General features: G+C 32.5%; 12 protein-coding genes. All 12 read right to left on the bottom strand.

Features of this window, described 5'->3' with window-relative positions; all coding sequences use genetic code 11:
- The 12 genes from N5D46_RS06140 to N5D46_RS06085 all read right to left on the bottom strand — a co-directional run bounded on the left by N5D46_RS06140 (position 1) and on the right by N5D46_RS06085 (position 12,406).
- Entirely contained in the window at positions 1 to 1,083 is a 1,083-nt protein-coding gene (locus N5D46_RS06140) for a DegT/DnrJ/EryC1/StrS family aminotransferase (RefSeq protein WP_280049475.1), read from the bottom strand.
- Positions 1,080 to 2,513 carry a lipopolysaccharide biosynthesis protein gene (locus N5D46_RS06135; protein ID WP_280049474.1) on the bottom strand — a complete coding sequence of 478 codons (1,434 nt, stop codon included), beginning with the start codon at positions 2,511 to 2,513 and terminating at the stop codon, positions 1,080 to 1,082. The genes N5D46_RS06140 and N5D46_RS06135 overlap by 4 nt, the downstream gene beginning before the upstream one ends.
- Complete coding sequence (gene rfbA, locus N5D46_RS06130; protein ID WP_280049473.1) at positions 2,500 to 3,369, bottom strand: glucose-1-phosphate thymidylyltransferase RfbA; 870 nt, start codon at positions 3,367 to 3,369, stop codon at positions 2,500 to 2,502. The genes N5D46_RS06135 and rfbA (N5D46_RS06130) overlap by 14 nt, the downstream gene beginning before the upstream one ends.
- Before the next feature lies 1 nt (position 3,370).
- Positions 3,371 to 4,417 carry a dTDP-glucose 4,6-dehydratase gene (rfbB, locus tag N5D46_RS06125; RefSeq protein WP_280049472.1) on the bottom strand — a complete coding sequence of 349 codons (1,047 nt, stop codon included), beginning with the start codon at positions 4,415 to 4,417 and terminating at the stop codon, positions 3,371 to 3,373.
- A 17-nt stretch (positions 4,418 to 4,434) separates the two neighbouring features.
- A complete protein-coding gene (locus tag N5D46_RS06120; protein WP_280049471.1) occupies positions 4,435 to 5,601 on the bottom strand; it encodes a nucleotide sugar dehydrogenase in 1,167 nt (388 codons plus the stop codon).
- A 7-nt stretch (positions 5,602 to 5,608) separates the two neighbouring features.
- Positions 5,609 to 6,946, bottom strand: a complete 1,338-nt coding sequence (locus N5D46_RS06115) for a nucleotide sugar dehydrogenase (RefSeq protein ID WP_280049470.1) — start codon at positions 6,944 to 6,946, stop codon at positions 5,609 to 5,611.
- A gap of 34 nt (positions 6,947 to 6,980) precedes the next feature.
- Positions 6,981 to 7,841 (bottom strand): glucose-1-phosphate thymidylyltransferase RfbA, encoded by an 861-nt coding sequence (rfbA, locus tag N5D46_RS06110; RefSeq protein WP_280049469.1) that lies wholly within the window; start codon positions 7,839 to 7,841, stop codon positions 6,981 to 6,983.
- Between the two features lie 567 nt (positions 7,842 to 8,408).
- Complete coding sequence (locus N5D46_RS06105) at positions 8,409 to 8,771, bottom strand: four helix bundle protein (protein WP_038335987.1); 363 nt, start codon at positions 8,769 to 8,771, stop codon at positions 8,409 to 8,411.
- A 305-nt stretch (positions 8,772 to 9,076) separates the two neighbouring features.
- On the bottom strand, positions 9,077 to 9,652 hold the full coding sequence (gene rfbC / locus N5D46_RS06100) for a dTDP-4-dehydrorhamnose 3,5-epimerase (protein ID WP_280049468.1): 576 nt from the start codon (positions 9,650 to 9,652) through the stop codon (positions 9,077 to 9,079).
- Positions 9,652 to 10,974 carry a nucleotide sugar dehydrogenase gene (locus N5D46_RS06095; RefSeq protein WP_280049467.1) on the bottom strand — a complete coding sequence of 441 codons (1,323 nt, stop codon included), beginning with the start codon at positions 10,972 to 10,974 and terminating at the stop codon, positions 9,652 to 9,654. Before N5D46_RS06095 ends, rfbC begins: the two co-directional genes overlap by 1 nt.
- Complete coding sequence (locus N5D46_RS06090; protein WP_280049466.1) at positions 10,971 to 11,987, bottom strand: NAD-dependent epimerase/dehydratase family protein; 1,017 nt, start codon at positions 11,985 to 11,987, stop codon at positions 10,971 to 10,973. The genes N5D46_RS06095 and N5D46_RS06090 overlap by 4 nt, the downstream gene beginning before the upstream one ends.
- Positions 11,987 to 12,406: an adenylyltransferase/cytidyltransferase family protein gene (locus N5D46_RS06085; protein WP_280049465.1), complete on the bottom strand. Its 420-nt coding sequence runs from the start codon at positions 12,404 to 12,406 to the stop codon at positions 11,987 to 11,989. The genes N5D46_RS06090 and N5D46_RS06085 overlap by 1 nt, the downstream gene beginning before the upstream one ends.
- Between the last annotated feature and the right edge of the window lie 66 nt (positions 12,407 to 12,472).

Here is a 12,472-nt window from a genome sequence, read left to right as displayed (position 1 = left end):
TTAGTTATTTTGAACTCTTAACATTAAACGTGTGATTAAATCCACTTCCTCAAGAGTTAAATCATAATAAAGAGGTAAGCATAAAACACGTTTGGATACATCTTCTGTTACAGGTAATATTTCTGTTTCTAAATAAGGAAGAGCACTGGCTAAAGAGGGATAGAAATATCTTCTTGTAAAGATCTCATTCAAATCTAATTCTGTCTTTATTTTTAATAATAATTCTTCTGATTCTAAAACAATTGGGTAATAAGAATAGTTTATGCTTGCTCCATTATACCAAGACGGTTTGTATGCTTTAAAGTTTTTTAACTTTTCATCATAATATTCTGATAATTCTTTTCTTTTATTGTGTATAGACATGATATAATTTAAATTAACTAACCCCATCGCAGCATGAAATTCTGAGTTTTTTCCATTAATTCCTAATTCTGAAAAACTATCATGCCCAGAAATACCAAAATTTCGAATACTTGCCAATTTTTTTAAAAGAGATGAATCTTTAGTAGCTATTAATCCTCCTTCTACACTATGGTACAATTTTGTAGCATGTAATGAGCAAGTTGTAATATCACCATAATCAAAGATAGGTATACCATTTATTTCAACTCCAAACGCGTGGGCACCATCATAGATTACTTTAAGGTTATGCTTCTTTGCAATTTTTTCTATAGCTAAAACATCGCATGGATTTCCATATACATGTGTTGCTAAAATTGCAGAAGTATGTTCTGTAATTGATGCTTCTATTTTATTTACATCAATCGTTAGTGTATAAGGATCAATATCTACAAAAACCGGTTGACAATTTTCCCACACAATTGTACTCGTTGTCGCTACAAAAGAAAATGGCGTTGTAATAATCTCACCTTTTAAATCCAAAGCTTTAATTGCCATTTGTAAAGCAACAGTTCCGTTCGTTACAAATAATAAATGATCAACTTTTAAAAACTCCTTTAACCGAATTTCTAAGTCAGATGCTAAAGGTCCCATATTTGTAAGCCATTGTCTTTTCCATACACCTTTTAAATATTTTTCATATTCTTCATAGGGAGGTAAAAAAGGTTTTGTAACTGGTATCATATTATTTTTTTGTATATTTTATTAATATATTTAATTTGTTCGATTTTAAAAACATAGCTTATTCCAAGATAGATTATTACAAACATACAACTTGAACTTGCTATTTTTAAATAAGCATTCATTACAAAATTATCAAATAATAAATAGGTTGATATAAATGCTATTAAATTTATTATGATGATAAATTTTAAATCTGCTATTTGTTGAAAAGACCCATAATTTAAAAATTTACCTGAATAGTAGGTATTAATAAAAAAACATAGTATTGAATGAATTAAATTACCCCATAATAATCCCATAATCCCATATTGAAATGATAGAAAAATAATTCCGATTAAAAGTATCTTTTTAATTACTTCTAAACGTAGAAATAAGTCGCTTCTTCCTTTTACTTGCAGAATATTTAAATTATAAGAATGAAGTGGATATAGAATACCTATTAAACACATAATCTTAAAATATGGTACAATTGGCAACCATTTTTCAGTTAAAAGTATCTCTATTAATTCTTTACTATTAATTATAGCTAATAACATTACAGGACAAATAACAAATAAAACTGATCCCAATAAATTTTTATAAAAATCTTTAAGAGTTTCATTATTATCTTGATATTTTGCAAATAAGGGAAATGTAACTTTATTTAAGGCTTTAGATATATTAGATATTGGTAATTGTTTTAAACTATCTGCTCTATTATAATAACCTAATTGGTTAACACTAAATAATTTACCTATTATTATAGGGTAAATATTATCAAAAATAGAGTTTATAACTCCCGATAATGTTATTTTATATCCAAAATTGAAATGATAATTAAATTTTTTCCTATCAAAATGCTTAGTAGGGCGAAAATCAGAAAAAAACCAATATTGAATGCATTGTAAAAAGGACTGTATTAACCCCATAAATACTAAACTCCAAATTCCGAACCCTAACTTTGCAAAACAAACTCCTATTAAACCAGCAATTATTAATGAAGGAAGTTCAATTAAAAATTGATTTTTAAATTTTAATTCTTTAGTATACTTTGTTTTTTGAACAGCATATAATGAATTAATTATAATAACTACACTAAAAACTTTTATAATATTATCTAATATCTTAATATTATAGAAGTTTGCCACATAAGGAGATATACAAAAGATAATTCCGTAAATAATTAAACTAGCTACAATATTAAAATAAAATACAGTTGAATAATCTTCATTATCAATATCATTTGATCTGATGAGAGAATTAGTTAATCCAGAATCAACTAATGAGTTAGCAACTGATATTAGTACAGTGAATAAAGCTATAGTACCAAAATCTTCTGGTAATAAAATTCTTGCTAAAACTATTTGCACTATAAATGAAACTATTTGTTGACCAAATTGTTGACCAAAAGTCCAAAATAATCCAAATATAGTTTGTTTACCCAGTGACATCAATTATTGATTTTAAATAAGTACCATATCCACTTTTTCCGTATTTTTCAGCAGCTTCCAACAATTGATATTTATTAATAAATCCTTTTTTATATGCTATTTCTTCAATACAAGAAACACTTACTCCTTGACGCTTTTCTATCACACGAACAAATTCAGAAGCTTCATGAAGAGACTCGAAAGTTCCAGTATCTAACCAAGCTGTTCCTCTATCCATGATACCAACTTCTAATTGACCATTTTGAAGGTAAACTTTGTTAACGTCTGTAATTTCAAGTTCACCACGTTGAGATGGTTTTAAATTTTTGGCTATTTCTACGACTTGATTATCGTAAAAATACAATCCTGGAACTGCATAGTTTGATTTTGGCTCTAAAGGTTTCTCTTCAATAGAAATTGCTTTTTGATTCTCATCAAAATCTACAACACCATATCTTTCAGGATCTGAAACTTGATAAGCAAATACACAACCTCCTTTCACGGATGTTTTACTTTCTAATAATTGCTCTAAGCCTGTTCCATAGAAAATATTATCTCCTAAAACAAGTGCAACAGAATCATCACCAATGAATTCTTCCCCAATTATAAATGCTTGAGCTAATCCATCAGGACTTGGTTGTACTGCATATTGTATATTACATCCTATTTGAGTTCCATCTCCTAATAACCGTTGAAACGGTTCAGAGTCATGAGGAGTTGTAATGATTAATATATCTCTAATTCCTGCTAATAATAAAGTTGATAAAGGATAGTAAATCATCGGTTTATCATAGACTGCCATTAACTGCTTACTTACAGATATGGTTAAAGGATAAAGTCGTGTTCCTGATCCTCCTGCTAATATTATCCCCTTCATTTTAATTATATTGTTTTTTATAATAATTCTGGTAATCGCCAGAGGTTACATTATCCAACCATTCTTGGTTCTCTAAAAACCAGTCAATTGTTTTGGATAAGCCTTGTTCAAATGTCACACTTGGTTTCCATCCTAACTCTTCGTTGATTTTTGTTGCATCAATCGCATAACGTAAATCATGTCCTGGACGGTCTTTTACAAAGGTGATTAATTGCTCCGAAGTTCCTGCTTCTTTCCCTAATTTTTCATCCATTTGCTTACACAATTCTTTCACCAAGTCGATGTTTTGCCACTCATTGAAACCTCCTACATTGTAAGATTCTCCATTTTTACCTTCGTGGAAAACCAAATCAATCGCTTTCGCATGATCAATCACAAACAACCAATCACGCGTATATTTTCCATCTCCGTATATTGGAAGTGGATTTCCGTTTAAGATGTTGTGAATACACAATGGAATCAATTTTTCTGGAAAATGATTTGGCCCATAATTGTTTGAACAATTCGTCATCACAATTGGTAATCCATAGGTATCATGGTACGCTCTTACAAAATGATCTGAAGACGCTTTGGATGCCGAATAAGGTGAATGCGGATCATAAGAAGTTTCTTCTGTAAAAAACCCTTCGTCTCCCAAAGCACCAAACACCTCATCTGTCGAAACATGATGAAAACGTTTCCCCTCGAAATTATCTTTCCAAATATGTTTTGCAGCATTCAATAAATTAACTGTTCCAATCACATTGGTCATCACAAATTCTAATGGATTCGTAATCGAACGATCCACATGCGATTCGGCAGCTAAATGAATAACACCATCGGGTTGATAGTGTTCAAAAATTTCTAAAATATGTTTTGCATCAACAATGTCCGCTTTTACAAATTCGTAATTTGGATAAGATTCGATATCTTTCAAATTCTCCAAATTCCCAGCATATGTCAACGCATCAAGATTGATAATTTTTGTTTCTGGGTATTTTAAGACAAATTCTCTTACAACATGCGAACCGATAAAACCAGCTCCACCTGTAATTAATATTGTTTTCATAGTATAGTTTGTTCTTTTTAATCGTTTCCAAACAAATCGCGTGTATAAATTTTCTCTTGTACATCGGCCAATTCAGGCGCATTTCTATTCGAGATGATTACATCGCATTCTTGCTTGAATTGTGTAAAATCTTTCATCACCGTAGAACCAAAAAATGTTTCTTCTTTCAACACTGGTTCATACACCACTACTTCGACTCCTTTTGCTTTGATACGTTTCATGATTCCTTGTATAGCAGAAGCGCGGAAGTTATCTGACCCTGATTTCATAATCAAACGATAAACCCCAACTTTTTTAGGGTTTTTCGCTAAAATAGAATCAGCGATGAAATCTTTTCGAGTGCGATTAGAATCAACAATGGCTTGTATCAGGTTATTTGGTACTTGATCATAATTTGCTAATAACTGTTTGGTGTCTTTTGGCAAGCAATATCCGCCATATCCGAATGAGGGATTGTTGTAATGCGATCCAATACGAGGGTCTAAGCCAACACCTTCTATAATTTGTTTGCTGTCTAAACCAAATGTTTGGGCATAACTGTCCAATTCATTAAAATAAGATACACGCATAGCAAGATAAGTGTTTGAAAATAACTTGATTGCCTCTGCTTCTGTAGAATCTGTAAACAACACGGGGATATCTTCTTTGATTGCTCCTTCTTTTAACAAATTGGCAAATTTCTCTGCTCTTTCGCTTTGCTCTCCTACAATAATACGAGAGGGGTATAAATTATCATACAACGCTTTTCCTTCTCTCAGAAATTCAGGTGAAAATAAGACATTAGTTGTTCCTAATTCTTCTTTAATCTTTTTAGTGAACCCAACTGGTACCGTTGATTTAACAACTGCAACTGCAGTCGGATTATACTGAATGACTTCTTTCAGTACTCCTTCAACACTTTTGGTATTGAAATAGTTTGTTTGTGAATCATAATCTGTAGGGGTTGCAATGATAACAAAATCAGCATTTTTATACGCCTCCTCTTTGTTTAAAGTTGCTTTGAAATTTAACTCTTTCGTTGTTAAAAAAGCTGTAATTTCTTTGTCCTCTATTGGAGATTGTTTATTGTTCAACATTTCTACCTTTTCTGGTACAATGTCTAAGGCCACCACTTCGTGATGTTGGGCAAGTAATATGGCATTTGATAAACCTACATAGCCTGTTCCTACTATTGCTATTTTCATATTAATCTTATAAGCGATTATCTGCTTGTTCCAAAATCCCTTTCACATCGTAAATGACTCCACCTTCTTTTAGGTATTGGTTTAGATCTAAGTCTGCAAATTCTTTGTGAGCAACTGTAAGAATGATGGCATCAAAAGCGTGAAGCTGTGAAGCTGTGAAGTTGTGAACATCATCTAACGAATTATAAGAAGTAATACCATATTCATGCTGTACTTCCGCAGGATTTGCCCAAGGATCGTAAGTTGTAACATCAATACCATATTCATTTAAAGAATTTATAACATCTACCGCTTTTGTATTGCGAACATCGGGACAATCTTCTTTAAATGTTATTCCTAAGTTTAACACTTTGGCACCTTTAATCTTGATGTCTTTATTGATCATCAACTTAACGACTTGCGAAGCTACGAATGGTCCCATTGAATCATTCAGACGACGAGCAGCTAAAATTAATTCTGAATAATATCCGATCTCCTGTGCTTTTTGAGCTAAATAAAATGGATCTACTCCAATACAATGCCCGCCAACTAAACCTGGTTTGAAGGGTAAGAAATTCCATTTTGTACCAGCAGCTTTTAAAACTTCATGCGTGTCAATATCCATTAATGAGAATATTTTAGCCAATTCATTTACAAATGCTATGTTGATGTCGCGTTGTGCATTTTCAATCACTTTAGAAGCTTCCGCGATTTTAATCGTTGGAGCTAAATGCGTACCTGCTTTAATCACTGATTTGTATAAATTGTCAACAACTTCTCCAATCTCAGGTGTAGACCCTGAAGTGACCTTTAATATTTTTTCAACGGTATGCTTTTTATCTCCTGGATTAATACGTTCTGGTGAATAACCTGCAAAGAAATCTTGATTAAACTTCAATCCAGAGACTTTTTCCAATACAGGAATACATTCTTCTTCTGTTACACCTGGATAAACCGTTGATTCATAGATGACAATATCTCCTTTTGATAAAACCTTACCAACTGTTTCAGATGATTTGTATAAAGGCGTTAAATCTGGGCGATTATTTTTGTCTACTGGTGTAGGAACCGTTACTATATAGATATTGGCGTCTTTGATATCGTCTAAATTTGCTGAACAGTATAAACCATGGGTTGGTTGTACTGTTGAATCGTTTAATTGATTAATTGGATTCTCAGTAACTAAAACTGATTGTAATACTTCATCAGAAACCTCTAATGTTAAATCTGCTCCTTGGTTTAATTCTTCAATACGTTTTTGATTAATATCAAATCCAACAACAGGATATTTTGTTGCGAATAATCGAGCTAAAGGTAAACCTACGTACCCTAATCCTATTAACGCAATTTTATGTGGTTTATTCATTATATAATTATTTATATTCTATATTAATTAAATATTATTTTATAATTTTCATCAAATATTCACCATACCCACTTTTTTTCAATGGTTCGGCTATTTTGATTAATTGTTCTTTGTTAATGTATCCCATACGGTAAGCTACTTCTTCTATCGCACCAATCTTCATTCCTTGACGTTCTTCAATCACTTGTACAAACTGCCCAGCTTGCATCAACGAATTAACAGTACCTGTATCTAACCATGCGGTACCACGGTCAAAAACGCCAACTTTCAATTTTCCCCTCTTTAAATATTCCGCATTAATATCGGTAATTTCTAATTCTCCTCGTGGAGAAGGTTTTATATTTTTAGCAATTTCTACTACATCATTATCATAAAAATACAACCCAGGAACTGCATAATTTGATTTTGGTTCTTTTGGTTTTTCTTCAATCGAAACCACTTCATTGTTCTGATTAAACTCAACCACTCCATATCGTTCGGGATCGCTCACTTGATAAGCAAAAACTACGCCACCATTTGGATCTGCAGTATCTTGTAAAAGTTTTGACATTCCAGAAGCATAAAATATATTATCTCCAAGAATTAAGGCTACTTTATCGTCTCCAATAAATTTCTCTCCCAAAATAAATGCTTGTGCCAAACCATCAGGACTTGGTTGTTCTTTGTACGAAAATTTACATCCGATTTGAGAACCGTCACCTAATAATTTTTCAAAATGTGGTAAATCATGAGGAGTAGATATAATCAAAATCTCATTAATCCCTGCCAACATCAACGTTGACAAAGGGTAATAAATCATGGGTTTATCATACACCGGCATCAATTGCTTACTTACAGCCAACGTTAAAGGGTGTAATCTTGTTCCTGAGCCTCCTGCTAATATTATTCCTTTCATGTTTTTTTTTGTTGTTAAAACGGTTATATGGTTATATGGTTATATGGTTAGATGGTTAAAGGGTGAACTTGTAAACGTGTGAACTTGTCAAATTGTAAACGTGTGAACCTGTGAACTTGTTAGCTCCTTCACTCCTTCACTTCTTTACTTCTTCACTTCTTCACTTGTTTACTTCTTCACTTGTCAAATTGTGAACTTGTAAACTTGTAAACGTGTGATCATGTAAACTTCTTCACTTGTTAACTCTTTCACTTCTTCACTCCTTCACTTCTTCACTTGTTCACTCCTTCACTTCTTCACTTCTTCACTCCTTCACTCCTTCACTTGTCAAATTGTGAACTTGTAAACTTGTAAACGTGTGATCATGTAAACTTCTTCACTTGTTAACTTGTTAACTCCTTCACTTGTTAACTTCTTCACTCCTTCACTTGTTCACTCCTTCACCTCTTCACTTGTTAACTTCTTCACTTGTTAACTCCTTCACTTGTTAACCTCTTCACCTCTTTACTTCTTCACTTGTTAACTCCTTCACTTGTTAACCTCTTCACTCCTTCACTTCTTCACTTGTTAACCTTCTTCAATATCCCTTTTCAATGATTCGATTAATTTTAAGAGCATTCTTTTGATGTGTAAAAATTGTGTATCAAAATCATCTAAATTACTTATATAATTTAATCTTTTAGATATTTCTAATTGTGTTTCAATTTCATTCAATGAGCCTAAAGCGATGTACAAAAAATGAATAAATTCTTTTTTACTTTTTCTTCCAGCTCCTTCCGCAATATTAGAAGGGACAGATACTGATGCTCTTCTTAATTGATTTGTCAAACCAAATTGCTCTTCTTTTGGGAAGCAATCTGTAATAGAATAAATATTTGTGACCAGATCTAATGATTTCTGATATACTAATAAATCCTTATGGCTCTTCATCTATTATATTTTATGTGATTTTGGGAAACGTGTTCACTTGTTCACTCCTTCACTTGTTCACTTGTTCACTCCTTAACTTGTTCACTTCTTCACTCCTTCACTTGTTATCCTCTTCACCTCTTCACTCCTTCACTTCTTCACTTGTTAACTCCTTCACTTGTTCACTTATTAACCTCTTCACTCCTTCACTTGTTCACCTCTTCACTTCTTCACTTGTTCACTTGTTAACTCCTTCACTCCTTCACTTGTTAACTTTTTCACTCCTTCACTTCTTCACTTCTTCACTCCTTCACTTCTTCACCTCTTCACTTCTTCACTTGTTCACTTGTTACCCCCTTAACTTTAAACTCTTCAAACGATTGTGCTTCTTGATCTTTTTCAGAAATAATCATTTTATCTGTTGGAATATGCCAATCAATATTCAATTCTTGATCTAAAGGATTAACTCCATTTTCTGATGCTTTGTTGTACCTATTATCGCATTTATAGAAAAATGTTGCTGTTTCTGAAATCACCGAAAAACCATGTAAAAATCCTCTAGGAATAAACAATTGACGTTTATTCTCAGCAGATAATTCTACTGCAACTGATTGACCATAGGTTTCAGAACCTGGACGAACATCAACTGCAACATCAATTACAGCACCTTCTACCACACGAACTAATTTTGCTTGTGCATGTTCACCTGCTTGCATATGTAAACCACGCACAACGCCATAAGATGAATTGGACTGATTATCTTGAACAAAAGTTGGTTTGTAACCCAAAATTTCTTCCATTTTGTTTTCATTATATGATTCGAAGAAATATCCTCTCGAATCTTCAAAAACTGTAGGTTCTATAATAAAACAACCCTTTAATTTCGTTTCTGTTGCTTTCATTACAGTCGTTTATCAACTTCTTCTTTAGGCAAAGCCCCTTTTACATCATAAATCACTCCATTTTCTTTTAAATAATCAGTTAACTGAAGATTTAAAAATTCGTCGTGTGATACTGTTAGAATAATGGCGTCGAATTGGTGAACTGGTGAACTGGTGAACTGGAAAACCTGATCCAATGTATTACAAAAAGTTATTCCGTATTCATGGTTTACCTCATCTGGGTTAGCCCAAGGGTCTAACGTTGTCACCTCTATTCCATATTCTTCTAAAGCATGAATCACATCAATTGCTTTTGAATTTCGTATATCGGGGCAATTTTCTTTAAAGGTAATTCCTAAATTTAGAATTTTTGCGCCCTTTACTTTGATATCGTTATTTATTAACAATTTAACAACCTGAGAAGCTACAAACGCTCCCATTGAATCGTTTAATCGTCTTGCTGCTAAAATTAATTCAGAATAATATCCAATTTCTTGTGCTTTTTGAGCCAAATAAAATGGATCAACACCGATACAATGTCCTCCAACAAGACCTGGTTTGAATGGTAAAAAATTCCATTTTGTTCCAGCTGCTTCCAAAACATCGTTTGTATCAATATCCATTAGCGAAAAAATCTTCGATAATTCATTGATAAATGCAATATTGATATCACGCTGCGAATTTTCGATCACTTTTGAAGCTTCTGCAACCTTGATTGTCGGTGCCAAATGAGTCCCAGCAACAATTACAGATTTATATAAATCATCAACTATTTTTCCAATTTCTGGAGTTGAACCTGATGTTACTTTTAAAATTTTCTCAACCGTATGTTTTTTATCTCCTGGATTAATTCGCTCTGGTGAATATCCCGCATAAAAATCTTGGTTAAACTTCAATCCCGAAAATTGTTCCAATACTGGAATACATTCTTCCTCAGTTACACCAGGATAAACCGTTGATTCGTAAATAACAATATCATGTGGTTTCAACACTTTACCTACCGTTTCCGAAGCTTTTTTCAAAGGAGTCAAGTCTGGTCGATTATTTTTGTCCACTGGCGTAGGAACGGTTACCACATAAATTGTCGCATCTTCAATATCCGTCATATCTGATGAACAAAACAATCCATTTTCTACTTGAATAAAAGGATTTTGTGTTGATAAAACATTTTGTAAAACATTATTCTCAACTTCTAAAGTTGAATCTACTCCATTATTTAATTCAGCAATACGTTGCTGATTAATATCAAACCCGACAACAGGGTATTTTGTTGCAAATAATCGAGCCAAAGGTAAACCTACGTAACCTAAACCGATAACTGCTATTTTATGTTGTTGATTCATTTATTATAATATTTTCTGTACCATTGTACAAAGTTATACACTCCTTTGTCAACAGGATAATTAGGATTATAACCAAATTTATCTTTCAAATCTTGGACATCTGCCCATGTTTGATTGACATCTCCTGCTTGCATCGGATACATTTCTAAAATAGCTTTTTCACCTGTCGAAAGCTCAACTTCTTTGATAAAATCCATTAATTGAACAGGTTTACTATTCCCAATATTGTATAATTGGTATTTTTCGTTTGTATTTTTATCTTCAAGAATTTTTTCAATTCCTTGAATAATATCATCAATATATGTGAAATCGCGTGATAAATCGCCGTGATTAAAAACTTTTAAAGGTTGATGATTCAATATAGCATCTGTAAACAAAAACATTGCCATATCTGGTCGTCCCCAAGGTCCATAAACAGTGAAAAAGCGCAAACCTATCGTTTGGAAATCGTACAAATGGCTATACGCATGCGCCATTAGCTCGTTTGCTTTTTTGGTTGCAGCGTATAAACTAATAGGATGATCAACATTTTGATTTGTTGAAAAAGGAACATCTGAAGAGTTTCCGTAAATACTTGAACTACTTGCGTACAATAATTTTTTGACGTTATAATTTCGGCAACATTCTAAAATATTTAGAAAACCGACCAAATTACTTTGTCCATAGGCATCAGGATTTTCGATACTATAACGAACACCAGCCTGAGCTGCCATATTAACAACCGCATCAAACGAATATTCTTTAAAAATTTGAGCCAATGACTCTTTATCTTCTAAATTCATTCGATAGAAAATCATCTTTTCTTCGTATTTAGAAGAAAGAACTTTCTGATCAAAATTTGAAGCAAATTCTTGATTGATTCCTAATTCTTTTAATCGATCATATTTTAACTGAACAGTGTAATAATCGTTAATATTATCAATTCCAACAACTTTGATATTTTTTTCGATTAATTTTTCAGCTAAATGGTAACCTATAAAACCAGCTACACCAGTTATTAATACTGTTTTCATTATTTCTCCTTTTCAGAAGTCGCAACTACTTTTCTTAATCCAGAACTAGAGAAGCGGTGTGTACGCTTATTGTAGTAAATTTGAATATTATTATCTAAACAATATTGTTTTCCCGTAAAGTCGATATTTCGATATTCTTCGCCAATAACTCTAACATTTATTGGTAAAGCACTTAACATATCAAACAAATCTTGTTCGGTTTCGTAGGGAATAATTTCGTCGACATATCGACAACCTTCTAATTGAATATAGCGCTCTACGACGGATTGCGTAGGACTATTTTTTGAAGGATCTACACTTGCAGGATCTGTATTAAGCCCTACAATTAAGTAGTCGCATTGTCTTTTGGCTTCTTCGAGCATCATCACATGACCTGCATGAAGCAAGTCAAATATACCGAATGTAATTCCCGTTGTCATTTTATAATACTATTGTTGGAGCGACAAATTTAGGGATTTATATTGAATTAATTGTAAGCTTTTATG

Origin of the sequence: Empedobacter sp. GD03865 (genome assembly GCF_029840775.1) — a bacterium.
Classification (GTDB): Bacteria; Bacteroidota; Bacteroidia; order Flavobacteriales; family Weeksellaceae; genus Empedobacter; species Empedobacter falsenii_B.
This window is presented reverse-complemented; position numbering and strand designations above follow the sequence as displayed.

What these genes read in the sequence shown, in the direction of transcription:
- N5D46_RS06140 (WP_280049475.1), bottom strand. Translation starts at nt 1,083, where the DNA reads ATGATACCAGTTACAAAACCTTTTTTACCTCCCTATGAAGAATATGAA.
- N5D46_RS06135 (WP_280049474.1), bottom strand. Translation starts at nt 2,513, where the DNA reads ATGTCACTGGGTAAACAAACTATATTTGGATTATTTTGGACTTTTGGT.
- rfbA (WP_280049473.1), bottom strand. Translation starts at nt 3,369, where the DNA reads ATGAAGGGGATAATATTAGCAGGAGGATCAGGAACACGACTTTATCCT.
- rfbB (WP_280049472.1), bottom strand. Translation starts at nt 4,417, where the DNA reads ATGAAAACAATATTAATTACAGGTGGAGCTGGTTTTATCGGTTCGCAT.
- N5D46_RS06120 (WP_280049471.1), bottom strand. Translation starts at nt 5,601, where the DNA reads ATGAAAATAGCAATAGTAGGAACAGGCTATGTAGGTTTATCAAATGCC.
- N5D46_RS06115 (WP_280049470.1), bottom strand. Translation starts at nt 6,946, where the DNA reads ATGAATAAACCACATAAAATTGCGTTAATAGGATTAGGGTACGTAGGT.
- rfbA (WP_280049469.1), bottom strand. Translation starts at nt 7,841, where the DNA reads ATGAAAGGAATAATATTAGCAGGAGGCTCAGGAACAAGATTACACCCT.
- N5D46_RS06105 (WP_038335987.1), bottom strand. Translation starts at nt 8,771, where the DNA reads ATGAAGAGCCATAAGGATTTATTAGTATATCAGAAATCATTAGATCTG.
- rfbC (WP_280049468.1), bottom strand. Translation starts at nt 9,652, where the DNA reads ATGAAAGCAACAGAAACGAAATTAAAGGGTTGTTTTATTATAGAACCT.
- N5D46_RS06095 (WP_280049467.1), bottom strand. Translation starts at nt 10,974, where the DNA reads ATGAATCAACAACATAAAATAGCAGTTATCGGTTTAGGTTACGTAGGT.
- N5D46_RS06090 (WP_280049466.1), bottom strand. Translation starts at nt 11,987, where the DNA reads ATGAAAACAGTATTAATAACTGGTGTAGCTGGTTTTATAGGTTACCAT.
- N5D46_RS06085 (WP_280049465.1), bottom strand. Translation starts at nt 12,406, where the DNA reads ATGACAACGGGAATTACATTCGGTATATTTGACTTGCTTCATGCAGGT.